Annotated in this window: 23 protein-coding genes; 7 read left to right on the plus strand and 16 right to left on the minus strand. The window is 66.4% G+C overall.

The features are described from left to right. Nucleotides 1–7: 7 nt before the first annotated feature. From holA to V6B15_RS12395, 4 genes are all read right to left on the minus strand, one after another. Nucleotides 8–1,054: a DNA polymerase III subunit delta gene (gene holA, locus V6B15_RS12380; protein WP_334201449.1), complete on the minus strand. Its 1,047-nt coding sequence runs from the start codon at nt 1,052–1,054 to the stop codon at nt 8–10. Beyond that, nucleotides 1,051–1,551: an LPS assembly lipoprotein LptE gene (gene lptE / locus V6B15_RS12385; protein WP_334201450.1), complete on the minus strand. Its 501-nt coding sequence runs from the start codon at nt 1,549–1,551 to the stop codon at nt 1,051–1,053. The genes holA and lptE overlap by 4 nt, the downstream gene beginning before the upstream one ends. Beyond that, on the minus strand, nt 1,551–4,073 hold the full coding sequence (gene leuS / locus V6B15_RS12390) for a leucine--tRNA ligase (RefSeq protein WP_334201451.1): 2,523 nt from the start codon (nt 4,071–4,073) through the stop codon (nt 1,551–1,553). Before leuS ends, lptE begins: the two co-directional genes overlap by 1 nt. A gap of 62 nt (nt 4,074–4,135) precedes the next feature. Beyond that, nucleotides 4,136–4,585: a DUF3576 domain-containing protein gene (locus V6B15_RS12395; protein WP_253521337.1), complete on the minus strand. Its 450-nt coding sequence runs from the start codon at nt 4,583–4,585 to the stop codon at nt 4,136–4,138. Nucleotides 4,586–4,920: 335 nt separating this feature from the next. Here V6B15_RS12395 and V6B15_RS12400 point away from each other — a divergent pair, with 335 nt between their 5' ends. Further along, nucleotides 4,921–5,685: a hypothetical protein gene (locus V6B15_RS12400; RefSeq protein WP_334201452.1), complete on the plus strand. Its 765-nt coding sequence runs from the start codon at nt 4,921–4,923 to the stop codon at nt 5,683–5,685. 120 nt (nt 5,686–5,805) lie between these two features. Next, nucleotides 5,806–6,531: an acetoacetyl-CoA reductase gene (gene phbB, locus V6B15_RS12405; protein WP_253521329.1), complete on the plus strand. Its 726-nt coding sequence runs from the start codon at nt 5,806–5,808 to the stop codon at nt 6,529–6,531. Between the two features lie 42 nt (nt 6,532–6,573). Here phbB and V6B15_RS12410 read toward each other — a convergent pair whose 3' ends face one another. Further along, nucleotides 6,574–7,299, minus strand: a complete 726-nt coding sequence (locus tag V6B15_RS12410; protein ID WP_334201453.1) for a helix-turn-helix domain-containing protein — start codon at nt 7,297–7,299, stop codon at nt 6,574–6,576. 87 nt (nt 7,300–7,386) lie between these two features. Between V6B15_RS12410 and V6B15_RS12415 the strand changes: the two genes are divergently transcribed. After that, on the plus strand, nt 7,387–7,665 hold the full coding sequence (locus tag V6B15_RS12415) for a ribbon-helix-helix domain-containing protein (RefSeq protein ID WP_318173607.1): 279 nt from the start codon (nt 7,387–7,389) through the stop codon (nt 7,663–7,665). Here the strand turns inward: V6B15_RS12415 and V6B15_RS12420 are convergent, their stop codons facing one another. Both V6B15_RS12420 and murA read right to left on the minus strand, forming a co-directional pair. Further along, the gene (locus V6B15_RS12420; RefSeq protein ID WP_253521320.1) at nt 7,666–7,887 is read right to left on the minus strand and encodes a hypothetical protein; all 222 of its coding nucleotides are present in this window, start codon (nt 7,885–7,887) and stop codon (nt 7,666–7,668) included. 62 nt (nt 7,888–7,949) lie between these two features. After that, a complete protein-coding gene (gene murA, locus V6B15_RS12425) occupies nt 7,950–9,233 on the minus strand; it encodes a UDP-N-acetylglucosamine 1-carboxyvinyltransferase (RefSeq protein ID WP_334201454.1) in 1,284 nt (427 codons plus the stop codon). 139 nt (nt 9,234–9,372) lie between these two features. Here murA and V6B15_RS12430 point away from each other — a divergent pair, with 139 nt between their 5' ends. Further along, nucleotides 9,373–10,263 (plus strand): UTP--glucose-1-phosphate uridylyltransferase, encoded by an 891-nt coding sequence (locus V6B15_RS12430; protein WP_050601594.1) that lies wholly within the window; start codon nt 9,373–9,375, stop codon nt 10,261–10,263. A gap of 415 nt (nt 10,264–10,678) precedes the next feature. On the opposite strand, the gene V6B15_RS12435 is transcribed toward V6B15_RS12430, so the two are convergent. From V6B15_RS12435 to glnE, 5 genes are all read right to left on the minus strand, one after another. Beyond that, nucleotides 10,679–11,980, minus strand: a complete 1,302-nt coding sequence (locus tag V6B15_RS12435; RefSeq protein ID WP_334201710.1) for a cytochrome P450 — start codon at nt 11,978–11,980, stop codon at nt 10,679–10,681. Then, the gene (locus tag V6B15_RS12440; protein WP_334201455.1) at nt 11,980–13,527 is read right to left on the minus strand and encodes an acyl-CoA synthetase; all 1,548 of its coding nucleotides are present in this window, start codon (nt 13,525–13,527) and stop codon (nt 11,980–11,982) included. The genes V6B15_RS12435 and V6B15_RS12440 overlap by 1 nt, the downstream gene beginning before the upstream one ends. A 154-nt stretch (nt 13,528–13,681) precedes the next feature. Continuing rightward, nucleotides 13,682–14,359, minus strand: coding sequence for a M23 family metallopeptidase (locus V6B15_RS12445; RefSeq protein ID WP_334201456.1), 678 nt, complete (start codon nt 14,357–14,359; stop codon nt 13,682–13,684). Nucleotides 14,360–14,914: 555 nt separating this feature from the next. Beyond that, nucleotides 14,915–15,388 carry a peroxiredoxin gene (locus V6B15_RS12450; protein WP_334201457.1) on the minus strand — a complete coding sequence of 158 codons (474 nt, stop codon included), beginning with the start codon at nt 15,386–15,388 and terminating at the stop codon, nt 14,915–14,917. Next, nucleotides 15,385–18,066: a bifunctional [glutamate--ammonia ligase]-adenylyl-L-tyrosine phosphorylase/[glutamate--ammonia-ligase] adenylyltransferase gene (gene glnE, locus V6B15_RS12455; protein ID WP_334201458.1), complete on the minus strand. Its 2,682-nt coding sequence runs from the start codon at nt 18,064–18,066 to the stop codon at nt 15,385–15,387. Before glnE ends, V6B15_RS12450 begins: the two co-directional genes overlap by 4 nt. Nucleotides 18,067–18,172: 106 nt before the next feature. Here glnE and V6B15_RS12460 point away from each other — a divergent pair, with 106 nt between their 5' ends. From V6B15_RS12460 to V6B15_RS12470, 3 genes are read left to right on the plus strand one after another with little or no spacing between them, the layout of a single operon-like run. Beyond that, nucleotides 18,173–19,876 carry a M28 family metallopeptidase gene (locus V6B15_RS12460; RefSeq protein WP_334201459.1) on the plus strand — a complete coding sequence of 568 codons (1,704 nt, stop codon included), beginning with the start codon at nt 18,173–18,175 and terminating at the stop codon, nt 19,874–19,876. Between the two features lie 25 nt (nt 19,877–19,901). Further along, the gene (locus V6B15_RS12465; RefSeq protein WP_334201460.1) at nt 19,902–20,894 is read left to right on the plus strand and encodes an agmatine deiminase family protein; all 993 of its coding nucleotides are present in this window, start codon (nt 19,902–19,904) and stop codon (nt 20,892–20,894) included. Between the two features lie 35 nt (nt 20,895–20,929). Next, nucleotides 20,930–21,058 carry a hypothetical protein gene (locus V6B15_RS12470; protein ID WP_334201461.1) on the plus strand — a complete coding sequence of 43 codons (129 nt, stop codon included), beginning with the start codon at nt 20,930–20,932 and terminating at the stop codon, nt 21,056–21,058. Between the two features lie 4 nt (nt 21,059–21,062). Here V6B15_RS12470 and V6B15_RS12475 read toward each other — a convergent pair whose 3' ends face one another. From V6B15_RS12475 to V6B15_RS12490, 4 genes are all read right to left on the minus strand, one after another. Then, the gene (locus V6B15_RS12475; protein ID WP_334201462.1) at nt 21,063–21,290 is read right to left on the minus strand and encodes a hypothetical protein; all 228 of its coding nucleotides are present in this window, start codon (nt 21,288–21,290) and stop codon (nt 21,063–21,065) included. After that, nucleotides 21,290–21,805 carry a sulfite exporter TauE/SafE family protein gene (locus V6B15_RS12480; RefSeq protein ID WP_334201463.1) on the minus strand — a complete coding sequence of 172 codons (516 nt, stop codon included), beginning with the start codon at nt 21,803–21,805 and terminating at the stop codon, nt 21,290–21,292. The genes V6B15_RS12475 and V6B15_RS12480 overlap by 1 nt, the downstream gene beginning before the upstream one ends. 14 nt (nt 21,806–21,819) lie before the next feature. Further along, nucleotides 21,820–23,829, minus strand: a complete 2,010-nt coding sequence (thrS, locus tag V6B15_RS12485; protein WP_334201464.1) for a threonine--tRNA ligase — start codon at nt 23,827–23,829, stop codon at nt 21,820–21,822. 233 nt (nt 23,830–24,062) lie between these two features. Beyond that, a complete protein-coding gene (locus tag V6B15_RS12490) occupies nt 24,063–25,724 on the minus strand; it encodes an alkaline phosphatase D family protein (protein WP_334201465.1) in 1,662 nt (553 codons plus the stop codon). Between the last annotated feature and the right edge of the window lie 103 nt (nt 25,725–25,827).

The raw sequence follows: 25,827 nt of genomic DNA on the forward strand, positions 1-25,827 counted from the left end.
GCTGCGGCTAGCGCCCCCGCGCGCCGGCCACGCGCGCAATATCGGCAAGGCCCTGCGCCAGCAGCAATTCGGCGGCCTGGCTGTTGGTCAGCAATTCGCGGTGGAGCCCGACGAGGCGCTGCGTCAGCCGGTCGAGCTTGTCGCCGTGCCGCCACAGCGCGAGCTGCTGCCCGATATCGCGCTTTTCCTTGAAGAAGATACCCAGCCGCGCCTCCTCGCCCCGATCCAGATCGCCGAACGACCGCGAACCGAGCGCCGCGGCGATCCGCGCCAGCTGCGCCGCGCGCCGCTCGAAGGCGAGCAACACGCCCACCGGATTGAGCCCGAGCAATTTCATCCGCGCCAGTTCGACCGCGACCTTGGGCGCTTGTCCGCCCATCACCGCATTGACCAGCGGGGTGAAGCCATCGTCCTCGCTTGCCGCGCCGATCGCGTCGATATCCTCCGCGGTCGCGCTTTGCGGGCTTTGCGCGCTGGCATCGAGATAGAGCGCGAGTTTCTCCACCTCGCTTTTCGCCAGCCGCACGTCGAGATTGGCCGCGCGTGCGATCCGTTCGGCCAGATCGCCGCCCAGCCGCACGCCCGCCCCGTCGGCGAGGCCGCGCACGCTGCGGGTGACCGATTGCAGGTCGGGCGGATAGAACATCGCCACCAGCGCATCCTTGCGCTTTTCGAGCAGCTTGGCCGAGCGCGACTTGTCGGTGGCCGAGGTGGCGACGACGATGACCGGGCAGGCCTCGCCGCCGCCCGCTTCGCTGGTTTCGACCAGCACCTTGAGCGCTTCATGCGCCTCGTCGCCGTTGGCCCGCACCCAGATATGCCGCTGGTCGCCGAACAGCGAATTGGTCCGTGCCTCATCGCCCAGCCGCGCGGGATCGCCGCGCAGCTCGGCACCCGACATTTCGACGCGTTCGCCCGGTTCGGGCAGCCAGGTCACGAGGTCGTTGGCCGCCGCACTGGCGCCCGCTTCGTCCTGTCCGCAGAAAAAGAAAATGCCGCAGCCCTGGGCGGCGCTGCGTCCCTTGGCCGCGAAATCGCGGTTGCTGAGCTTCACTGTGCCGTGTCGCCCTGCCGCCGCAAGGCCAGCGCGATCCGCGTCACCATCCGCTGCGCAAGATCCTGCGACAGGTTCTGCAGCGCGGTCTGTTCAGCGGCGATGACCGCATATTCGCTCGACACCACATCGATCCCGGCATCCGAGCCATCGGTCGCATCGAGCAGGATTTCGCCAGTGGCGAGATCGACCAGCTGATAGCGCGCGCGCAGCGTCCGCCGTTCGCGGCTGATCGTATCGTCGCGCAGCACCGCGAGCCCTTCGAGCTGGTCGTCGAGCCGGACATCGATCCGGTATTGCGGGCTCACCGTGCCTGCTGCGCCGAAGCGTTCCTCGAGGGCGCTGCGCACGAGCCAGCCGGCACGCCCTTCGATCGGCGCGACCTCGATCGCGGCCATGGATTGCGCGACCGCGCCGCTGCCGCCGCCCGCATACATGGGCGACAGGCCGCAGGCCGAGAGCGTGCAGAGGGCGAGGCAGGCGAGGACGATGCGCATCAGGTGACGATATTCACCAATCTGTCGGGCACCACAATGACCTTGCGGATTTCCGCCCCGTCGAGCGAGCGCTGCACCTTTTCCGACGCCAGCGCCATCGCTTCGAGATCTTCCTTCGAAGCGCCCTTGGGCGCGGTCAGCGTGTCGCGCAGCTTGCCCTTGTGCTGGACCGCGATGGTGACCTCGTCCTCGACCAGCAGCGCGGGATCGACTGCGGGCCAGGCGGCATCGGCCACCAGGCCGCCGGCGCCCAGCGACGCCCAGGCCTCCTCGGCCAGATGCGGCATCATCGGCGCGACCAGTTGCACCAGTGTGCGGATCGCGGCCGTCCGGCTGGCAGAAGGCTGCGCCTTCTCGACCGCTCCGGTCAGTTCGTAGATCCGCGCCACCGCCTTGTTGAAACCCAGTGATTCGATGTCCTCGGCGACCGCGGCGACCGTCTGGTGCATCTTGCGCAGCAGCGGCTTGTCCTCGCCTTCGGCCCCGGCGTCATGGGCGGCGAACAGGCGCCACAGACGGTGCACGAAGCGCGAGCAACCCTCGATCCCCGCCTCGGACCACGGCAGGTCGCGTTCGGGCGGGCTGTCGGACAGCATGAACCAGCGCACTGCGTCGGCGCCATAGGTGTCGATGATCGTATCGGGATCGACGACGTTCTTCTTCGACTTCGACATCTTGATGACGCGGCCGATCTCGACCGCGCCGCCATCCACCTTGAGCAGCGCGCGTTCGGCTTCGCGGCTGATCTCGTCCGGCGCGAAGTAGAGTGTCTTGCTCCCGTCCTTGCGGCTGTAGGTCTCATGCGTGACCATGCCTTGCGTAAACAGCGAGGCAAAGGGTTCGGTCACGTCGATCTGGCCCATATGCGCCAGCGCGCGGGTCCAGAACCGGGCATAGAGCAGGTGCAGGATCGCGTGCTCGATCCCGCCGATATACTGCTCGACCGGCAGCCATTTGGCGATCTCGTCCTTGTCGAACGGCTTGTCCGCGGGCTGGCTGGCGAAGCGCAGGAAATACCACGAACTGTCGACGAAAGTGTCGAGCGTATCGGTTTCGCGTGTCGCGCCTGCGCCGCATTTGGGGCAGTCGACATGTTTCCATGTCGGATGGCGCAGCAGCGGATTGCCCGGGGTCCGGAAATCGACATCCTCGGGCAGCGTGATCGGCAGGCTGTCCTTGGGCGCTGGCACGACACCGCAGGCATCGCAATGGATGAAGGGGATCGGCGTGCCCCAGTAACGCTGGCGCGACACGCCCCAGTCGCGCAGGCGCCAGACGGTCTTGCCTGTCCCCCGGCCCTGTTCCTCGATGCGCGCGATGATTGCGCGCTTGGCGTCCTCGACTTCCATCCCGTCGAGGAAGTCCGAATTGACCAGCACGCCCTCACCCGCCTCGGCCTCGCCGTCGAAAGGTTTGTTCGCCTGATCGGCGCTCGGCGCGACGACCCGGGGGATCGGCAGGCCGTATTTGGTGGCGAATTCGAAATCGCGCTGGTCGTGGCCCGGCACCGCCATGATCGCGCCGGTGCCGTAATCCATCAGCACGAAGTTCGCGATATAGACGGGCAGGTGCTGCTGCGTGAAAGGGTGCTTCGCCCCTATCCCGGTATCGAAGCCGAGCTTCTCTGCCGTTTCCAACTCCGCCGCGGTCGTCCCGCCTCGCTTGCACAATGCGATGAACTTCGCCGCATCGCAGTTCTGTGCCGCCACGGCTTGCGCCAGCGGATGATCCGGTGCGACCGCGACGAAACTCGCGCCGAAGATGGTGTCGGGCCGCGTGGTATAGACCGGCAGCGTGTCGCCATTCGACAGGTCGAAACTGAATTCCAGCCCTGTCGACTTGCCGATCCAGTTCTCCTGCATCAGCCGGACCTTGTCGGGCCAGTTCTCGAGGCTGCCGAGCCCTTCGAGCAATTCCTCGGCGAAGTCGGTGATCTTGAGGAACCACTGGCTCAGCTTGCGTTTCTCGACCTCGGCGCCGCTGCGCCAGCCCTTGCCGTCGATCACCTGCTCATTGGCGAGCACGGTCATATCGACCGGGTCCCAATTGACCTCGCTCTCCTTGCGATAGACGAGGCCCGCTTCGTAGAGATCGATGAACAGCGCCTGCTCGTGCCCGTAATAATCGGGTTCGCAGGTCGCCAATTCCCGCGACCAGTCCAGCGCGAAGCCGAGACGCTTCAGCTGCGCCTTCATGTGTTCGATATTGTCGCGGGTCCAGCCGCCCGGGTGGACGCCCTTTTCCATCGCCGCGTTTTCGGCGGGCATGCCGAAGGCGTCCCAGCCCATCGGATGCAGCACTTCGTGGCCCACCGCCTTCTTGTAGCGCGCCAGCACGTCGCCCATCGTGTAATTGCGCACATGGCCGATATGGATGCGCCCCGAAGGATAGGGAAACATCTCGAGCACGTAGCTCTTGGGCTTGGGGGAATCGCTATCCGCGCGGAAAGTCTGCGCCTGGTCCCACGCGCTTTGCCAGCGCGCATCGGCGCTGGCGGGATCGAAACGGGTTTCGCTGCTCATGCGAGCGGCGTTTACGGATTTTACCGGCTATGGGAAGGCGCTTTAAGGCTCCGCCCCCGCGATCAGCTGACCGCTTCGCGGCGCAGCTCGCGGGCCTTGGTCAGGATGATGTCTTCCAGTTTCTGCACGGTCGCCGCCTGGACCGGGGCATCGACCCAGGTGCCCGACTGGTTGACCTGGCGGCTGGCTGCCACGCGCAGCGCATCGGCGCGCAGATCGGAATCGAGGATGGTGACGGTCATCTTGACCCGCTCGCCCGGATTGCTCGGATTGGCATACCAGTCGGTCACGATCACGCCGCCATTGCTGTCGGCCTGGAGCAGCGGAGCAAAGCTCACCGCATCGAGCGAGGCGCGCCAGAGGTAGGAATTGACCCCGATGGTGGTGACCTGCGCCGCGGCAATGTCCGCCTGCGGCCGCTCACGCCCGCCACCGCATGCCGCGAGGCCCAGCGAGGCGGCGGTCGCAACGGCGATGGTTGCGGGGCGGCGAATGGTTGCGAAAGCGCTCATGTCGATCCTTGGTATCCTGCAGATTGCTTGGCTCTATAAGGCCTGCACGCTTGGGAGCAAGGCATAGGCCATCGGGGCCTCACACAGCCTTGCGTGCGTGAATGCGGGCTTAATCCATGCGCGCGGCCTGCGCACCTTCTGCCAAGTGCTTGTGGACACTGCGCAACACTTTTCGCTAATCGCGCGGAACCGCTGTGGAAAAGCTGGCCATCGGGTGCGCGAGTGCTACCTTGGCTGTCACAAACAAGGGACTCGCCCCGCCAGGGCGTAAAAGTCAGGAACCGTTCAGGGCGGTTCTGCCTTTAGTCCGGAGAAACAAGGGAAGCTCGTTCGCGATGGCACGTTCGGTGAAAAGTCAGGGCAAGGCGCGGTTCGTACCCGCGGCGCTGGCTGTTGCCGGTCTGTCGCTGGCGATACCCGCCGCCGGTCTCGCCGTGGTGCAGACCAGCGCGGCAGCGGAGGTTCCCGAAACCGTATCCTATCTGCGCTTTACCCCGGCCAAGGTCGATCCGCAGCTTGCTGCGCGCGTCGCCGCCGTGATGGGTGAAGACGGATTGCGTTTCACCCCGGCGAACAAGCCGGTGCTGACCAAGGACCGCACGGTGACCGTCGCGGTCCGCGTCGACGACGCCATGGCCCGCGCGATCTCGGTCCGCAGCGCGATCGATTCGGCCGGCACCGCCGACAGCCGCGAACGCGTGCTCGCAATCAGCCAGACCAGCTACAATCTGGGTGTGGCGCGCGGCTATCAGAGCTTCGCCCAGCCCGCCAAGCCGGCGACCGTTTCGGTCGGCCTGCGCGACATGGGCATGCCCGACCTCGCCAGCTACGCCCTCGACAAGGGCGACAAGCCCGCCAAGCCGGGCCGCTTCGATTCGCGCCTCGCGCTCGAGAAGGAAGACAAGGCCGGCCGCTCGCCGCGCACGCTCGAAGGCGCGGGCAACCAGAGCGTCGATCTCAGCACCTCCTACCGCGTGGTCGGCAATCTCAACGTGACCGCCGGTGTCCGTCTGTCGAAAGACAACAACCGGCTTGCACCGCTGACCGACGGGCTCGAGGACGACCAGGCCGTCTACGTCGGCACGCGCGTCAGCTTCTAAGCAAACCCCACCCAAAAATACGATTGCACCGCAGCGCCGCTTGGGCGTTGGGGCTTGGCGTGCGCCACGTCGCTGGCCTAGGCTCGCCGCAACGCTAGGGAATGCGGGGGAGAATCGACTATGTCACGGGTGGCTATTGTAACCGGGGGCACGCGCGGGATCGGCCGCGCAGTCTGCGAACGCCTGCGCGACGAGCGCGGTTTTACCGTGATCGCCAATTACGCCGGCAATGACGAAGCCGCCCAGCGCTTCACCGAAGAAACCGGCATCCCCACGAGCAAGTTCGACGTCGGCGACCCCGAGGCTGTCGAGGCGGCCTGCGCAAGCATCGCCGAGCAGCATGGCCCGATCGACGTGGTGGTCAACAATGCCGGGATCACCCGCGACGGCACGCTGCTCAAGATGAGCTACGCGGACTGGGACGCGGTCATGCGCACCAATCTGGGCGGCTGTTTCAACACCGCCAAGGCCACCTTTGCGGGGATGAAGGAACGCGGCTGGGGCCGCATCGTCAACATCGGGTCGATCAATGGCCAGGCCGGACAATATGGCCAGGTCAACTACGCCGCCGCCAAAAGCGGGATCCACGGCTTCACCAAGGCGCTGGCGCAGGAAGGCGCGCGCTTCGGGATCACCGTCAACGCGATCGCGCCGGGCTATATCGACACCGACATGGTCGCCGCCGTCCCCGAACCGGTGCTCGAGAAGATCGTCGCCAAGATCCCCGTCGGGCGACTCGGCAAAGCCAGCGAGATCGCCCGCGGGGTCAGCTTCCTGTGCTCCGAACATGCCGCATTCGTGACCGGCTCGACGATGAGCATCAACGGCGGCCAGCACATGTATTGATGGCCACGGGGGCTGCCGGCGCCCCCCCGGTGCCCGGTCGATTCAGTCGATCAGGATACCGACGACCTTCCACTGGCCGTCTTCCTTCACCAGCGTGACCGTCTCCACCGCATCGGGCTTGTTGGCGAAGCGCGTATGGAAGGTGACTTCCTGATAGCCGTGCGGCGGCGCGTTGAGGTAGCGGATCGTCGCCAGATTGCGCGCAACGACGGCCCCCAGCGGAACCCGGGCCTGCTCCGACGCCGCGGCCCATCCCGCAACGCTGTTTGCCGAGCGGAAACCATCGCCTGCCGCATCGTAGCTCGCCTGCCAGTTTCCGGCATCGCCAAGCGCGAGCCAGCTTCGCGCGGCAGACTCGACCGCTGCGTCGCGCGCCGCGGTTTCGGCATCGGGAGAGCTCCCGCCATCGGAGGCGAGGGGCGTGAAGAGCAGCAGCGCTGCGGTCAGTACGGACATGCAGATTCCTCCGATTAGCCAGGCACCCTTGCGCCTGCGGCCCGGTTGATCATCCGAACCGGCACGCGGGTCTCCCCCCAAATCCTTGTCCGCAAGATTTTCGTGGGGCCCGCCTTCGCGGTCGAGCACCAGCCGTGCCGCCTCGCGGCTGCTGGTGACCGCCAGCTTCCGCCGCGCCGCGCGCAGCCGCTCGTTGATCGTGTGTACCGACCGCGATAGCGCGTTCGCGGCCGACTTGGCATCGTGCCCCCGCGCCATCAGGCGCAGCGTTTCCTTCTCCTTTTCGGTAAGCGCGTCATAGCCGTCAGCCATGCCCGAAACCTAGGCGCGGCACGGTTCACCGCACACCCCAAAAAAATCGTATCGGCCCCGGCCCGAGCGTTGTAGGGCGCGCGGCCTATGGAAATGCCCCCTTACCACCCCCCCAAGAAATACTCGGTCCGCATCGACGGACACCGTACCTCGATCAGCCTCGAACCGCTGTTCTGGGACAAGCTCACCACCGCGGCGCGGATGCGCAACCAGTCGATCAACGCGCTGGTCGCGCAGATCGACGCCGAACGAATCCGCGCCGAAACCCCGCCGGGACTGGCGGGTGCGATTCGCATCTGGCTGGTCACCTATGAAAAGGGCGGCTGGCTTGCGCCAACCGCCCCTTCGGCAGTTCAAACCGCCTGATCAGTAATTTGCGGGCGGATCGCTCGCGGGAAAGCTTTCGTCGCTTTCCTCGTCGGCCTTGGTCCAGGTCCCGTCGGGCTTGTCGCGCATCGATTCGGGACCTGCGTCGCGGATCGATGCATCGCCCTGGTTGTCGGCAAACGCCGCCTTGGACTTGTTCTTTTCGAGATAGCGATAACCGGCATATCCGATACCGCCGAGCGCCATGAGCTTGAGTAACATATGAGAACTCCTTCCTTGGCGACCCAACGCGCGGATCGCCGGAAAGGTCCGTCAGCCAGCGCTCATTCGTCGCCCACCCGTTCGACATCTGCGCCGACCAGCTGGAGCTTCTCTTCCAGCCGCTCATAACCGCGGTCGAGGTGGTAGAGACGGCGCACGGTGGTCTCGCCTGCCGCGGCAAGCCCCGCAATCACCAGGCTCATCGAGGCGCGCAGATCGGTCGCCATCACTTCCGCGCCGGTGAGGTCCACCGGACCGCGCACGATCGCCGTGCGGCCCTCGGTTTCGATATCCGCGCCCATCCGCGCCAGTTCGGGCACATGCATGAAGCGGTTCTCGAAGATCGTTTCCTTGAGCACGCTGGTGCCCTCGGCGCGGGTCAGCAGGCTCATCAGCTGCGCCTGCATGTCGGTCGCCAGCCCCGGGAAAGGCGCGGTGGTGAGGTTATGCGCCTTGAGCGGCCCGTTCGCGGCCACGTCGATGCCGTGCTTGTCGCTCTCGATCTCGACCCCGATGTTGCGCAAAGCGTGCAGCGTCGAGCCCATGTCGCCCGCATCCGCGCCCTCGAGCCGCACTTCGCCGCCGGTGATCGCCGCCGCGCAGGCATAGGAGCCCGCCTCGATCCGGTCGGGCATCACGCGGTAGGTTGCGCCGTGCAGCTTGCGCACGCCATGGATCGTCAGTTCGGAGGTGCCGATCCCGTCGATTTCCGCGCCCATCGCGGTGAGCAAATTGCACAGATCGACGATCTCGGGCTCGCGCGCGGCGTTGACCAGCCGGCTGGTGCCCTTGCACAGCACCGCCGCCATCAACGCATTCTCGGTCGCGCCGACCGAGACCACGGGGAAGTCGAACTCGCCGCCGGGCAGCCCGCCGTCGGGCGCCATCGCCTTCACATAGCCCTGCGCCAGTTCGATATGCGCGCCGAAGGCTTCGAGCGCCTTGAGGTGGAGGTCGATCGGACGGTTGCCGATCGCGCAGCCGCCGGGCAGCGATACGGTCGCCTCGCCGGTGCGCGCGAGCAGCGGGCCGAGCACGAGGATCGAGGCGCGCATCTTGCGCACCAGATCGTAGGGCGCGACCGAACTGGTGATCCGCATCGCCTCGAGCGTGACATTGCGGCCGAAGTCCTCGGGCCGCTTGCCGGGGATTGTATGGCTGACGCCGAACTGCGTCATCAAGTGCTGGAAGCCGTCGATATCCGCCAGCCGCGGCAAATTGCGTAGCGTCAGCGCCTCTTCGGTCAGCAACGCGCAGGGTATCAGCGTCAGCGCGGCGTTCTTGGCGCCCGAAATGGGGATGGTCCCCGACAGGCGGTTACCGCCGCGAATGATCAGTTTGTCCATGGAACCGTGCTTTACCCTCGCGCGTCATGCTGGCAAGCGTCACGATAGCGTCGCAGCGCCGCGCCAGCGGATGTATCGTCGGCCGATCGCGTGCGCCCCCGCGCGAAATTGGCCGCGCAAACAGGCAGGAGCAACACAGATGTCAGCCCGTAAACCGATCAAGAAGGCGGTGTTTCCCGTCGCCGGTCTCGGAACCCGCTTTCTCCCCGCGACCAAGGCGATCCCCAAGGAATTGCTGCCGATCGTCGACCGTCCGCTGATCCAGTATGCGGTGGACGAGGCGCGCGAGGCGGGGATCGAGCAGATCATCTTCGTCACCGGCCGCGGCAAGACCGCGATCGTCGAGCATTTCGACGTCGCCTTCGAACTCGAAACCACCATGGCAGAGCGCGGCAAGGACCTCTCGGTGCTCGAACCCACCCGCGCCACGCCGGGCGATATCATTACCGTGCGCCAGCAGGTGCCGCTGGGGCTGGGCCATGCGATCTGGTGCGCGCGCGCGATCGTCGGCGACGATCCCTTCGCCATCCTCCTGCCCGACGAGCTGATGGTCGCGGCCAAGGGCGGCGGCACCGGCTGCATGAAGCAGATGGTCGAAGCCTATGAAGAGGTCGGCGGCAACCTGATCTCGGTGCTCGAAGTGCCGCATGACGAAGTGTCGAGCTATGGCGTCATCGCGCCGGGCGCCCAGCTGTCCGAGACGCTGACCGAGGTGACCGGGCTGGTCGAAAAACCCCCGGTCGACGAGGCGCCGTCGAACAAGATCATCTCGGGCCGCTACATCCTCCAGCCCGAAGTGATGGGCGTGCTCAAGGACCAGGGCAAGGGCGCGGGCGGGGAAATCCAGCTGACCGACGCCATGGCGAAAATGATCGGCAACCAGCCCTTCCACGCCGCCACCTTCGCCGGCCGCCGCTTCGACTGCGGCAGCAAGACCGGCTTCGTCGAGGCGACGCTGGCGCTGGCGCTCGAACGCGAAGACATGGGCGCCGAGGTGCGCGCGATGGCGCAGCGATTGCTGGCGGAGTAGGCTTCCGGTCCGCCGCATCGGCAGCCGCCGTTCGAGCGATATCGTCACCCTGAACCTGGTTCGGGGGTTTTACGCGCCCTCTCTTTGAACTGGAGGGCCGCAGCTATCGGCGCGACTGCCGGGCGGCCAGGAGCGCCGGGCCCCATACTGCGTGGCTGGGCGATTTTCCTACACCGCCGGCGTTTGGTAGCCTTCGTCCGGTGCTGCGTTCTTTCCTCTCCCTTTCATACCCTCACCAAAGGGCGTTCCGTCGCCAGAGACGGCTTGCGGTCACAGAACTGGGTGGTCGGAAGGTCACAGTCAGACGCGGCACCGACCCCGTGTACCCACACTTCGCGGCGGCAGGCAGCGGAAGGTCACGCTTTCTCACTGCGCGATTGCCGGTCCAGCGCGGCGCAGGTCGCCGTGCGGCCGGTCAGGCCGCAGTAAAGCGCAGCGGCAGCGTCTTGAGCCCGCCGACGAAGGTCGATTTGGACCGCGCGGGCTCGCCCGCCAGTTCGACCGTCTCGATCCGGTCGAGCAGCACTTCGAACAGGATGCGCATCTCGAGCCGGGCGAGATGCAGGCCGAGGCACTGGTGCGCGCCCGCGCCGAAGGCGAGGTGGCGGTTGGGGCTGCGCGCGGCGTCGAAGCGGCGCGGGTCGTCGAAATGCGCCGGATCGTGATTGGCGGCGACATAGTTCATCATCAGCCAGTCGCCCTTGGCGATGGCCTGCCCGCCGACCTCGGTGTCCTGGGCCGCAGTGCGCATGAAGTGCTGCACCGGCGTGGTCCAGCGGATCGCTTCCTCGACGATGCCGGGCAGCAAGCTGCGGTCGGCGCGTACGCGCGCCCATTGCTCGGCATCCTGCGCCAGTGCGAGCATCGCGCCCGCGGTGCTGGCGCTGGTGGTGTCGTGCCCCGCCGCGGCAAGGATGATGTAATAGCCCATCATGTCGCGGTCGTTGAGCGGTTCGCCGTCGACCACCGCATTGGCGATGGTGCTGGCGACATCGGCGGTGGGGTTCGCCCGGCGCTGCGCAGTGAGCTTGGCGAAATAGGCCTCGAAGTCCTTGACCGCGCCGGCCACCAGCTGGGTGATCGCCTCGGGCGGGAGGTCCTTCATCCCCGACTGGTTGAGGTCCTCGTCGCTACCGCCGAACATCTGCTGCGTGAGCGTCAGCATGCGCGGTTCGTCTTCCTCGGGCACGCCGAGGATCTGCATCACCACATGCAGCGGATAGGGCGCCGATACGGTCTTCACGAAATCCGCCTCGCCGCCGCCTGCCAGCAGCCGGTCGACCGCGGCATGCGCGATGCCACGGATCTCGTCCTCCACGCCGCGCAGGTTCTTGGGCATGAACCATTCCTGCGTCAGCTTGCGGTACTTCATGTGAACCGGCGCATCGAAGGTGACGAGGCTGGCAACCATGTGTTCGCTGCCGCCGGTGAGCGCCTTGGCGAACTCGATCCCCTCGGTCAGGCTGAAGACGACGCTGTGCGGGTTGTTGAGGAAGGTCGCATTGTCCTTCGACATGCGCATCACATCGTCATAGCGCGTGACCAGCCAGAACGGCGGGTGGACCGCATCGTCGGCCGGCTCGACCCAGGCGACAGGGGTATCCTCGCGCAGGCGGTCGAACGTGTCGAGCAGGCCGTCCCATTCGGCATAGCTCTGCGGATCGATCACCGCGCGGGCGATGGCCGGATCGAGCCGGGGCCGGTCCTGCGCCGCCATCACGCCTGCTCCGTCTGCTGTTCGGCCGCCTTCTGGAATTCGTCGCGCAATTCGCGCTTGTACAGCTTGCCATTGGCCTCGCGCGGAAGCTGGGCGCGGAAGTCGAACAGCTTGGGCATCTTGGTCTTGGACAGGCTGGGAGCGAGGAAATCGCGCAATTCGGCCTCGAGCGCATCGCCCGCCTCGGCCATGTCGATCGGCTGCACCACCGCGACCACCTTCTCGCCGAAATCGGGACAGGGCGCGCCGATCACCGCGGCGTCCATCACCTTGTCATGCGTCACGAGCAGGTTCTCGATCTCCTGCGGGTAGATGTTGACCCCGCCCGAGATGATCATGTGGCTCTTGCGATCGGTGAGGTAGAGGAAGCCGTCCTCGTCGACATGGCCGATATCGCCCAGCGTCATCCAGCCCTTGGGATGCATCGCTTCGCGCGTTTTCTCGGGATCGTTGTGATAGGTCGGGATGAGATCGTTCTCGAAATAGAGCAATCCGTCCTGGCCCGCGGGGACCTCTTCCCCCTCGGCATCGCAGACATGCAGCGTGCCGTGGATCGCCTTGCCGACGCTGCCGGGATGGGTCAGCCAGTCCTCGGCCTTGATCAGCGTCATGCCGACGCCTTCGGAGCCGGCGTAATACTCGTTGATGATCGGTCCCCACCATTCGATCATCTCGCGCTTGATCGGCACTGGGCATGGCGCGGCGGCGTGCAGCGCGCGCTGGTGGCTGGAGAGGTCGTAGCGCGTGCGCACCTCGGGATCGAGCTTGAGCATGCGGACGAAATGCGTCGGCACCCACTGGCTGTCGGTGATCTTGTATTTCTCGATCGTCTCGAGCGCGTGCTCGGGATCGAACTTCTCCATCACCACGACCGTGCCGCCGAGCCGCTGCGCGGTGGTGCACCAGCCAATCGGCGCGGCATGATAGAGCGGCGCGGGCGAGAGATAGACCATGCTGCCATCGGCGGGCATGCCGGCGCCCATCACCGCGAGGCCCATCAGCGGATTGGTCGCGAGGATGTCGTCATCCTCGGGCGGCGCCGGCTTGACCCCCTTGGGCCGTCCGGTGGTGCCCGAGGAATAGAGCATGTACTGGCCCGGCGCCTGGTCGGCGATCGGCTCGGCAGGCTGCGCGGCGAGCGCGGCTTCGTAATCTTCCTCGCCCTCGCCATCGACGATCAGCAGCGGCAGGTCGGCGCATTCGTCGCGGATGCCCTCGATTGCCTCGGCATAGCGCGTGCTGGTGAGCAGGAACTTGGCTCCCGCATCCTTGAGGATGTAGCAGATCTCGGGCGCGGTCAGCCGGGTCGAGATCGGCACCATCATCGTGCCCGCACGCTGCGACCCCCACACCGCTTGCAGGTAATGGACGTTGTTTTCCATCAGCACTGCGAAATGGTCGCCGCGCTTGAGCCCGCGTGCCCGCAGCAACTGCGCAAAGCGGTTCGCATAGGCGTCCATTTCCGCGAAGGTCACGGTCTGGCCGCTGCCCGCCATGATCATCGCGGGATGGTCGGGGCGCGTCTGCGCATGGGTAATGGGGTGCATGATGGGCTTCTCTCTCCTGTCTGCCGGTCCGGCGTTCTGCCGCGGACTCGTCCAGTTTCGAGAAGAAACCTACCTAAGCCTCTCGCATGGGCAAGAAAAAAGGCGGCAGGATCGCTCCCACCGCCTCTTTTGCGACCCTTGAAGGGCTAAAATCTTATTCTTCGCCGTCACCCTGGCCGCCCTGGCCGGTGGCGAGCGCGAAAGCGCGCTGTGCTTCCGATTCGACCATATAGGGAACCGGGTTGACCGCCTTGCCGTCGATGCGGACTTCATAATGCAGGTGCGGGCCGGTCGAACGGCCGGTCGAGCCGACGTAGCCGATGATGTCGCCCTTCTTGACGCGGGTCCCCGCAGTCACGGCGATATCCGACATATGCGCGAAGCGGGTCTGCAGGTTCGCGCCGTGTTCGATCGAGACATATTTGCCGTAGCTCGAGAACCATTCCGCCTTGCTGATGTAACCATCCGCAGTTGCATAGATCGGCGTACCGGTCGGCGCGGACAGGTCGACACCCTTGTGGCTGCGGCGACCGCCGAGCACGGGGTGGGTCCGCATGCCGTAATCGCTGGTGAGCCGCGTGTCGTCGAGCGGCATGCGCGAAGGGACCGAAACCCGGGCAGCGGCCGGGGTCGTACGATCGAGTTCGTCCCACTTGGCGAACAGCTGCTGGAACTGCGCGTCGTCGCCAGCCTGGGCGGGTGCGGTGACCTTGCTCATGTCGATCGCGCCGACAGCGGCCGCGGCGTTGGTTTCCTGCGCATGGGCCGGAGCGGCGGCAATGCCGAAACCAGCCATCAATGCGAGAACAAGCGAAGTGCGCTTGGTGATCATGCTAACCCGTCCATCCGGCGCTTTGCGCGCCTGTTCGATTTTTGGCGATCCCGGCGTCCCGGCCGTTTCCGCCCTTTTCAGTCTGCGCCGGAACCCCCCGGCTTCTTGTGAGTTTGGGTTATCGGCAGAAAAGTTAATCAAGCAATAGCTGCGCAGGAACCGCGCGGCAGGTTGCCTGCGAAACGCGTTGAGTCGTTTACCGCTACCCCTGCCACTCCCAAGAGACCCGGCCCCGGCGATTTTTCGCTTTATTTTCTGTAGGTTACCCCTGAACGGCGTTCCAGGGCCGTGAAAATGCTTCGGGCCGAACGCAATAATGGCGATTGCCCGGTCAATGATTCGTTTGAGAATATGTGCCGTGGATTCATGGACTTAGCGCTTCATGCGCCCTCGTAGGCCGCTTTTCGCTTCGCCGGGCGAATCGCATTGCGCACCGGATCACCTGCCCTCGCGCGCCGTAGCGTGGCGGAGGGCTGCCGCCCCTCGGTTCAGCGCGCCACGCACCGACAGCCGCCTGAATCCAGCGCGGCAGACCGATGCTGGCGAGGAGACACGTCAGCCGCCGCGGACCGCCGCGAGCACCTCTTCCGCATGGCCCTTGACCTTCACCTTCGGCCAGACGCGCAGGATCCGGCCCTTCTCGTCGAGCAGATAGGTCGAGCGGATCATCCCCATGAAGGTTTTCCCATACATCTGCTTCTCGCCCCATACGCCGAGCGTATCCGAAAGCCCGCCTTCGGCCGCGTCGGTTGCCAGCGCGACGGTGAGATCGTGCTTGGCGATGAAGTTCTGGTGCTTCTTGGCCGAATCCTTGCTGACCCCGAGCAGCGCCGCGCCCGCCTTGTCGAACTCGGGCTTGAGCGCGGAGAAATCCTTCGCCTCGGTGGTGCAGCCCGGGGTGTTGTCCTTGGGATAGAAGAAGATCACCGCCTTCTTTCCCGCCAGGTCGGCCTTCGTCAGCGTGCCGCCATCAGGCGTTTCCATGGTGAAATCGGGAAAGGCATCGCCTTCGCCATAGGTCTTGGTCATTCGTCCATCTCCAGGGTTTCGCCGAACACATCCTGCCATGCCGCGGCAACATCGTGGCGCGCCGCACGCAGGCAATGCGTCAGGTCCGCATAGTCGCCGCACCCGCTCTGCCGCGCCAGCAGCGCCGCGGCCGCGGGATTGGGGCGGGCCAGGTCGGGCGCGAGCAGCCGCGTACCGACCAGCAGCCGCGTCATCAAGCGGTGCGCATCGGCGAGCGTCGGCGGAAGCTTTCCGGCGGCGACGAGCTTGCCGATGACCGGGCCAAGATCGGGCCCCAGCGCCGCACGATCGCGCAATTGCAGGTAGTGCACCAGGAATTCGATATCGACGAGACCGCCGCGCAGCAGCTTGGCATCGAGCGGTCCCTTGGCCGATTTGTGCGCCGCCATCTCGCCGCGCATCGTGAGCACGTCTTTGCGCAGGCCAGCGGGATCGCGTTCGCGGCACAGGATCGACGTCACCAATTCGCCGACCTCGGCACGCGCGGCAGCGCTCCCCACCAGCACCCGTGCGCGGGTGAGCGCCATATGTTCCCACGTCCAGGCATCCTCGCGCTGGTAGCGCGCAAAGCTCTCCACGCTGGCCGCAAGCGGTCCCTGATTGCCCTGCGGTCGCAGCCTCGTGTCGACTTCGTAAAGCGCGCCCTGCGCGGTCGGAACACTGAGCGCGGCGGTAACCCGCTGGGCGAGACGATTAAAATAGAGCGTTGCGCCAAGCGGTCGCTCGCCATCCGATTCGCCTTCATGCGTCCCGGTGAAGAGGTAGACGATGTCGAGATCGGACGCATGAGTCAGCACCCCGCCGCCCAGCCGCCCCAGCCCGACCACGACCAGCTCGCTGCCCGCGATCCGGCCATGCTTTGCGGCAAACTCCTCCTCGGCCGCCGCTACCGCGACCTGCAAGGCGGCCTCTGCCGTCCGCGCCAGCCCGGCAGCGATGGCCAGCGGATCATGCGCCGCCTCCACCAGTTGCACGGCGAGCGCAAAGCGGGTCTCGCCTGTGACCACGCGCAGCCGGTCGAGCTGCATCTCGTAATCGTCGCCGCGTTCTCGCCGGCCCATGTGCGCTGCGAGCTCGGCAACACTGCCCGGCAGGTCGAGCGCTGTACGGTCGATCAGCGCGTCGAGCAGTTCGGGGCGCTGCGCCAAATCCTCGGCCAGCGGCGGCGCGAGCGTCAGGCAATCGGCAATCAGCGCAAACAGGCCGGGGCGCGCTTCGAGCAGGCGGAACAGGTTGATCGCGCTGGGCAGGCGCGCGATCAGACTTTCCCAGCGCACTGCGGCAGCCGCGGGATCGGGCGAATCCGCGATCGAGGACAGCAGGTCGGGGCGGATCGCTTCGAAGGCGCTGAGCGCGGCGGTGCTGCGCAGCGCCGGATACCGCCCCCCGGTCCACTGGCTCATGCGTTCGACCAGTTCGACCGGGATGTCGGGCGCGGCGCCGGTGTCCGCCACGACATGCGGCGCGCTCTTGGGGACCGATATCCGGTCCTCGTCAAGCAGGGCACCGAACCGTTCGGCGACCGGGCGGGCGAGATCCTCCACCAGCGCAATCAGCGCGGCGCCGCCATCCAGTCCGTGCAGCCGCGCGGCCGTGTCCAGCGCTTCCCCCGCAGGGAGCGTATGCGTCTGCTTGTCGCCGACCATCTGCAGCCGGTGCTCGATCGTCCGCAGACCGTCGTAGCTTTGACCCAGCGCTTGCGCATCCGCCGAGGATATCCGGCCGGTCGCGGCTAGCGCATCGAGCGCCGCGCGCGTTCCGCGGACCCGCAGCGAGGGGTCGCGCCCGCCATGGATCAACTGATGCGTCTGGGCGAAGAATTCGATCTCGCGAATACCGCCGCGCCCCAGCTTGAGGTTATAGTCCGGCTCGGGCGAGCGGGGCCCGCGCTGTTCGTCGCGGATGCGGTGGGTCAGACGGCGCACCTCGTCGATCGCGCCGAAGTCGAGGCTGCGGCGCCAGACGAAGGGGCGGATATGGTCGAGGAACGCCTCGCCTGCACCGATGTCGCCCGCACAGGCCCGCGCACGAATGAACGCCGCGCGCTCCCACGCCAGCGCCGAACTTTCGTAATGCGTGATGGCCGAGTCGAGCGAGATCGCCAGCGGACTGACTTCGGCTGCCGGACGCAGGCGCAGATCGACCCGGAAGACGTAGCCTTCGCTGGTGACATCCGACAGCAGCCGCACCGTTTCGCGCGCATAGCGCTGGGCCGCCTCGCCCGGTTCGTCCCGCTCGCGCCGTGGTAGCTGCTCGGGCTCGTAGAGCAGGATGGGGTCGATGTCGGAGGAATAGTTGAGCTCGCCCGCCCCATGCTTGCCAAGCGCGAGGCCGATCATTCCCGCAGGCTCGGCATCGGGCATGCGCTTGCGAATCGCCGCCGCGAGCGCCGCATGCAGCGCGCGGTCGGCAAAGGTCGACAGCTCGCGCATGACCTTCTCGAGATCGAAGGCCCCCGCGAGGTCGCCCACCGCCAAGACCAGCGCCAGACCCAAGCGTTCGCGTCGCAGCGCCGTTGCCACATCGGCTTCCGTGACCTGCTTGGCCGCCAGCAGCGCCTCTTCGCCCGCGCCCTCGGCCAGCATCCGGGCCAAGTCGGGTCGGCGCTCCAGCGCGCGCGCAAGGAAGGGCGCATGGTCGCGGGCGCGGTTGAGAGCGGAGGTCCAGTCGGCAGCCATCGCCGGCATCCCTGCCGCCGCCTGCGCGCCCGCGCAAGCTTGCCCTCGTCCCGCCATGCTGACACAAGCGCGCGCAATGCGAGATGTGAGAAGAGGAACCTCCGCGATGAAACGCTTCATCCTTGCCGCGAGCGCGGCGCTGGTGCTGTCCGCCTGCGACATGGGGCTGGACCCCGATGCAGGCGCGGACGCCGGGCTCGACCTGCCCGAAGTCGCCGACGGCACGCTGTCCGAAGAAACGATGAAGCGGGTCACCGAGCGGCTGTCCTCGGACGAATTCGAAGGCCGTGCGCCGGGTACGCCGGGCGAGGAAAAGACCGTCGCCTATCTGATCGAGGAATTCGAGAAGGCAGGCCTCGAGCCGGGCAATAACGGCAGCTGGGTGCAGGATGTCCCGCTGGTCGAGATCACCGGCAAGAATTACGCCCCGCTGACGATTGCGGGCGGCGAAGGCGAGGCGATGGAACTGGCCTATGCCAGCGACTGGGTCGGAGTGACCTATCGCGAGGATGTCCAGACCACGCTCGAGGACAGCGAACTGGTCTTCGTCGGCTATGGCATCAACGCCCCCGAGAAGGGCTGGAACGACTATGCCGGGCTCGACATGGCAGGCAAGACGGCGGTCATCCTCGTCAACGATCCCGATTTCGGCGCGGAAACGCTCGAGGGTCCGTTCAACGGCAAGGCGATGACCTTCTATGGCCGCTGGACCTATAAATACGAGGAAGCCAGCCGCCAGGGCGCGGCGGGTGCGATCATCATCCACGACACCGCGCCGGCGGCCTATGGCTGGAACGTGGTCGAAAGCAGCTGGTCGGGCCCGCAGGCCTATGCTTCGCGCGGCGACAATCCGCCGCCGATGACGCAGTTGAACGGCTGGGTGCAGAAAGCGGTCGCGGAGAATATCTTCGGCGCCGCGGGCAAGGACCTCGGCGAACTGTCGGCCGCCGCGCGTGAGAAAGACTTTACCGCGGTCCCGCTTGGTCTCACCGCCTCGACCAGCTTCCGCAACGATATCCGCACCTTCGCCTCGCAGAACGTGATCGGGATGCTGCCGGGCAGCGAGCGCGCAGACGAATATGTGATGCACACCGCGCACTGGGACCATCTCGGCCGCTGTACGCCGGCACCCGATGGCGACGACATCTGCAATGGCGCGGTCGACAACGCCACCGGCACCGCCGCGCTGGTCGCATTGGCCGAAGCGCATGCCAAGGCCGGTCCGGCCAAGCGTAGCCTCGTCTTCCTTGCGGTGACCGCCGAGGAATCGGGCCTGCTGGGCGCGGACTATTACGCCGCCAATCCGGTGTTTCCGCTCAACCGGACGGTTGGGGGGATCAACATGGATGCCTTCCTGATGGCGGGCGCGGCGAAGGACGTGACCGTGGTCGGACCGGGCAAGTCGCAGCTCGACCTGTTCCTCGACAAGGCGCTGATGAACGATGACCGCGTCACCACGCCCAACCCCAACCCCGAAGCGGGCTATTACTATCGTTCGGACCATTTCGCCTTCGCCAAGCGCGGCGTGCCGATGCTGTATCTCGATGGCGGTGAGGACCTGATCGAGGGAGGAACCGAAGCGGGCGCCGCCGTGGCCGCCGATTATCGCGAAAACCGCTATCACGGGCCCAAGGACGAATACGATCCGAACTGGAACTGGTCGGGCGTGATGAGCGATCTCGCGCTGTTCTACCGCATCGGGCGCATGCTGGCCGATTCGACCAGCTGGCCCAACTGGAACGAGGGCGACGAGTTCAAGGGCACGCGCGACGAGGATTGCGCCGCCGAAGGCGCTGGCTGCGCCGCCTGAGCCTGCCGAGCGGGAGAACCGGTCCATGACGTTGCGCATGCCGCCCGAATGGGCACCGCAGGACTGGCTGTGGATCGGGTTTCCGCATGACGCCGACGAATGGCCCGCAGTGCTCCCGCGCGCGCAGGAGCAGATCGCGGCCTTCGCCAATGCAGTGGCCGAGAGCGGACAGGAGGTCCGCCTGCTGGTCCGCGACGCCGCCAACGAGGCACGCGCGCGCCAGCTGGTTTCGGGCGCCGTCACGCTCGAACGGCGCAACTACGGCGATGTCTGGCTGCGCGACACGGGTCCGCTGGTGCTGTGCGACGGATCGGGCAACCGCGCTGCGCGGCGGTTCGGTTTCAACGGCTGGGGCGGCAAATATCTGATGGACGGCGACCAGACGGTCGGCGCCCAACTCGCCGCGGATGCGGGGCTACCACTCGACGTGGCGGACTGGATCCTCGAAGGCGGGGCGATCGACGGCGACGGCACGGGGCTGGTGGTCACGACCGAACAGTGCCTGCTCAATCCGAATCGCAACCCGCAGCTGTCGCGCGAAGAGATCGAGGCCCGGTTGCGGCGCGATCTCGGTTTCACGCGCGTGCTGTGGCTCGGCGAAGGGCTGATCAACGACCACACCGATGGCCATGTCGACAATCTCGCGCGCTTCGTGGCGCCCAACACGCTGTGTTTGCCGCGCGCCACCGGCAAGGACGATCCCAATGCCGCGATCTACGCCGATGCCAAGGCGCGCGCCGAAGCAGTGGGCGTGACCGTGAAGCAGATCCCCTCGCCCGGGCTGGTCACCAGCGGCGACCATGTCGAACCCGCGAGCTACGCCAATTTCGCGATCACCAGCCATCTCGTCGTTGTGCCGACCTTCGGCAGCCCGCATGATGCCGAAGGCGTGGCAGCCGTGGCCGAACTATTCCCCGACCGCGCAACGATCGGCCTGCCGGGCGATGCCGTGCTTGCGGGCGGGGGCGGGTTCCATTGCGCCAGCCAGCAGATGCCCGCGGCCGGATGGCAGCCTTAACCTTTCATTAGCTATTGCAGCCGAGAATGGCGGTCATGGTCAAGCCCACCGCTCTCTCCCGCACGCAGCCCCCCGCCCAGTCGGTGGTCGATATCGCGCGCGCGCTGATCGTCGGTGGCTGCGGCCTTGCGCTGGTCCTCGCCGGACCGGTGCTGCCGTTCTGATCGCCTAGAGCAGCCGCAGCAGCGCCGCGAGCGCAGCCCCGCCCAAAATCACGCTGACGACCGCGCGCCACAGCGCGTCCCCGATCTGCCCCGCAGCGCGATCCCCCAGCCAATTGCCCAGCAATACGGCGGGGAACAGCAACGCCGCCAGCAGCGGCAAGCGCCAAGCGAGAATTCCCAGTGCGGCGCCCGAAACCAGGCCCGCGCCTGCCGCAATGGTGAAGATCAGCATCATCGAGGCCTTGGCCGTCTCGCGCGGGATGGCCGCCCGACATAATAAGGCACGACCGGCGGGCCGGGCATTCCGGCATAGCCCGTCATCAGCCCGCTCAGCACGCCCACCCCGCCGGTGGCCAGATGCCCCGGCTCGGTGTCCGCCCGGCGCGGCAGGAGGATGGCGAAGAAGGCGGACAGCGCAATCATCGCGATCAGGAAGCGCGCTAGGTCATCGCTCGTCGCGGCCAGCGCCAGCAGGCCGAGTGGGGTAACCAGCACCACGAGGAGGGATATGCGCCACGCCGAGCGCTCCGCCCCGCGCACCAGCCGGCGGACCTCGCTCAGTCCGATAAAGAGCGAGAGGAAATTTGCCAGCAGCACCGCCTCCACCGGCGGCAATGCCAGCGCGAGGATCGGCACCAGCAGGATCGCCATGCCGAAACCGGTCAGGCCGCGCACGAAGGCCGAGCCGAAGGCCGCCGCAAGCGCCGCCGCCAATTGCCACGGCGCATAGGCCGCCAGCAGATCCATCGCGTGCGGTCCTTCTAGCGCAGGTCGGGCGGCGTGGCTTCGCTGCGCAGCATGGCGATCGCGTCGTCAAGGCTCATCACGCGCTGGTCCTTCTCGCCCAGCGTACGGACCGCCACAGTGCCTTCCTCGGCTTCGCGATTGCCCACAACCAGCAGGTGCGGGACCTTGGCGAGGCTGTGCTCGCGCACCTTGTAGTTGATCTTCTCGTTGCGCAGGTCGCTCTCGACGCGGATGCCCGCGGCCTCGAGCTTGGCGACCGCTTCTTTCGCATACTCGTCGGCGTCGGACACGATCGTCGCGACCACCGCCTGCACCGGGGCGAGCCAGACGGGCAGGCGCCCGGCGAAATGTTCGATCAGGATACCGATGAAGCGTTCGTAGCTGCCGAAGATCGCACGGTGCAGCATGACCGGGCGGTGCTTGTCGCCATCCTCACCGATATAGGTCGCATCGAGCCGATCGGGCAGCACGCGGTCACCCTGGATCGTGCCGACCTGCCAGGTCCGCCCGATCGCATCGGTGAGGTGCCATTCGAGCTTGGGCGCATAGAAGGCGCCTTCGCCTTCCAGTTCTTCCCAGCCGAACTCCTCGCTCATCATGCCGGCTTCCTCGACCGCATCGCGCAGTTCCTGCTCGGCCTTGTCCCAGTCCGCATCCGAACCCAGACGCTTCTCGGGCCGCAGCGCCAGCTTGATCGCGAAGCTGAAGCCGAAGTCCTTGTAGACCTCGGCGGCGAGGCTGCAGAAGGCGCGCACTTCCTCGACGACCTGGTCCTCGGTGCAGAAGATATGCGCATCGTCCTGCGTGAACTGACGCACGCGCATGAGGCCATGAAGCGCCCCATGCGGTTCGTTGCGGTGGCAGCAGCCCATCTCGCCCAGCCGGATCGGCAGGTCGCGATAGGAGGTGATGCCCTGCTTGAAGACCAGCACATGCGCGGGGCAGTTCATCGGCTTGATCGCCATCCAGTCGGCGTCCTTGGCGACGCTGGGATGCGCACCCGCACCGCTGTCGTCGACCTCGGGCACCATGTCGGGCACCGCGAACATGTTCTCGGCATATTTGCCCCAGTGACCCGATTGCTCCCACTGGCGCACGTCCATCAGCTGCGGCGTCTTGATCTCGCGATAGCCGGCGCCATCCATCTTACGGCGCATATAGGCTTCGAGCTCGCGCCAGATACGGTAGCCCTTGGGGTGCCAGAAGACACTGCCATGCGCCTCTTCCTGCAGGTGGAACAGGTCCATCTCGCGGCCCAGCTTGCGGTGGTCGCGCTTGGCCGCTTCTTCCAGCCGCGTAAGATGCGCGTTGAGCTGCTTCTTGTTGAGCCAGCCGGTGCCGTAGATCCGCGTGAGCTGCGCATTCTTCTGATCGCCGCGCCAATAGGCACCCGCCACCCGCATCAGCTTGAACGCCTGCGGATCGAGCTTGCCCGTGCTCGGCAGGTGCGGCCCGCGGCACATGTCGAGCCAGTCCTCGCCCGACCAGTAGACCGTCAGCTCCTCGTCCTCGGGCAGTTCCTTCGCCCATTCGGCCTTGAAGGTTTCGCCCTCGGCTTCCCACTTCTCGATCAGCTGCTGGCGGCTCCAGACCTCGCGCCGCAGCGGCTTGTCGGCCTTGATGATCCGCCGCATCTCTTCCTCGATCGCGGACAGGTCGTCCATGCTGAAAGGGTCGCGGCTCTCGGGCGCTTTCACATCGTAATAAAAGCCGTCGTCGGTCGCGGGACCGAAGGTGATCTGCGTGCCCGGCCACAGCGCCTGCACCGCTTCGGCGAGCACATGCGCGAAATCGTGCCGTGCCAGTTCGAGCGCATCCTCTTCGTCGCGCGCGGTTACCAGCGCCAGCTCGGCATCGCCCTCGAAGGGGCGGTTGATGTCGCGCAATTCGCCATCGACGCGCGCAGCAATCGCCGCCTTGGCGAGGCCCGGCCCGATCGCTGCGGCGACGTCGGCCGGCGTCGAGCCTTCTTCCATTTCGCGCACCGAACCGTCGGGCAGGCTGATCTTGAGCAGTTCCGTCATGTCATTCGTCGTCCGTTTGATTGCGCCGCCCATGGCACAAGGGCGCGCGCGCTTGAAGCGGCGTTTGCGCAAAATCCGGTTTCGGGAGGAAACGCCATGCCGCCCGAAACCGGGCGGCGGCGGCGCGGATCAGACCGCGACCGACCGCCCCCGGTTACCCGGGGTGGTGGTAGTCGTCGTCGTGATGCGCGCGTTAGGCATGACCTGCATATTAGGTGCAGGCCGCGGGTTTCTCAACCCATATCGAGCGCGCGGCTTCCCGCCTGCGTCGAAACGCGGCGGGTATCGTTCACCCCGGCGCCCTTCTCGCGCACGCTGGAAACGAAGCGGAACTCGCTCGATGCGTTGGCCGGGGTGAGCTCCACCGCCATGTATCCGCGGCGCGATCCGTCCATCCACTTGAGCTGGCGATTATGCGCAACCGTCTCGCGTTCGAGGACATCGACCGGGAGGTAGGAGGCATAGCTTTCGAGTCCCGGGGAGGTCACCCCCTGCACACCGAATTCGACGCCGACCTTCTCCCCGGCATGATCGAGATCGAAAGCCCAGGCATTATGCGTGTCGCCCGCCAGGCTGATGAGATTCGCATTGGCGTCGAGGGCAGCCTCGAACACCCGTTCGCGCGCGGCGGGGTATCCGTCCCACGCATCCATGTTGAGCGGCAATTCGGCGCGGCCGGCCATCGCCCCGGCCAGGATGCGCTGGCGGATATAGGCGGGCAGGTCTGCCGGCAGCCCTTCGGTCAGCCGCGGCGCCGTAGCCAGATTGCCCATCAGCACCTGCTGCACCAGCACCTGCCACGGCTTGCCCGCCGATGCCGAGCGCTTGAGACCTTCGGTCAGCCAGGCCTGCTGCTTCATCCCAAGCAATTCGCGGCTGCCATCGCGGTAGTCGCCCTCGCGGAACGCAACGAGCGCGGCCATCGCCTCCTCGGGGGTCGTCTGGCCCGACAATATGTCGCCATAGGAAAACTGCTCGGCGCGGGCGGTCAGCCGCGTTTCGAGCCGGTAGAGCGTCGCGAGGTCGCCCACTTCATAGGCGGCCCATGGCTCGTCCGACACGGGCATCCATTCGCGGTAGGCCTTGGCCGCGGCGGCCTTGCGCACCGACCATTCGCCCTCGGTCTCGCTCTGGTGGTTTTGCGCGCCGCCCTCCCACGAATCATTCGCGCTCTCGTGATCGTCCCAGCCGGCGATCATCGGGAACAGCTGGTGCAGGCGGCGCAGGTCCGGATCGCGGCGATAGGTCGCATAGCGCAGCCGGTAATCGGCGAGGCTGACGATCTCGCGCGCCGGAAACAGCACGCGCCCCGATTGCGTCTCTTCGTTCGAGGGATAGGTGCCGGGGCCGTATTCGTAGAAATAGTCGCCAAGGTGCAGCGCGCAGTCGAAATCGCCATCGGCGGCCGCATGCGCATAGGCATTGAACCAGCCGAAACCGAGGTTCGAACAGGAGAACACCGCCATGCGAAACTTGTCGGTCGCGCCGACGGGCAGCGTCTTCGTGCGGCCGACGTCCGAATGCGATCCGTCGGGCGCAGTGAAGCGGTAATAGTACCAGCGGCTTGGCTCGAGCCCTTCGGCCCAGGCCTTGCAGCACCAGTCGTTCTCCGCGCGTGCGGTGATCGAGCCTCCGGCCGCGACGCGCGAAAAGTCGAGCATTTCGCTGACCTCGAATTCGAGCGCGGTGTCCTGCGTGCCGACGAAACGGGTCCACAACAGCACACGCTCGGCTGCCGGTTCGCCGCTGGCGACACCGTGGCTGAACCCCTTGCCCCCCGGCTGCGCAGCGAGAGGGGCGCCGGCCACCCCCAGCCCGAGGATGCCGGTCTTGAGCAGCGAACGGCGGTCGAGTGCGGATAGCGGGGCAGCGGCAGGCGGTTCGGTCGCGAACATTCGAATTCTCCTCTTCCGGCCCCCTGCCTGCGCCCGATGACGGTGTGGTGACAAGCCATTTCCCAAAGCGACAAGCACGCACGACTGTTTGGAAAGCAGGCTT

The organism is Qipengyuania sp. Mu-71 (assembly GCF_036867055.1).
GTDB lineage: Bacteria > Pseudomonadota > Alphaproteobacteria > Sphingomonadales > Sphingomonadaceae > Qipengyuania > Qipengyuania profunda.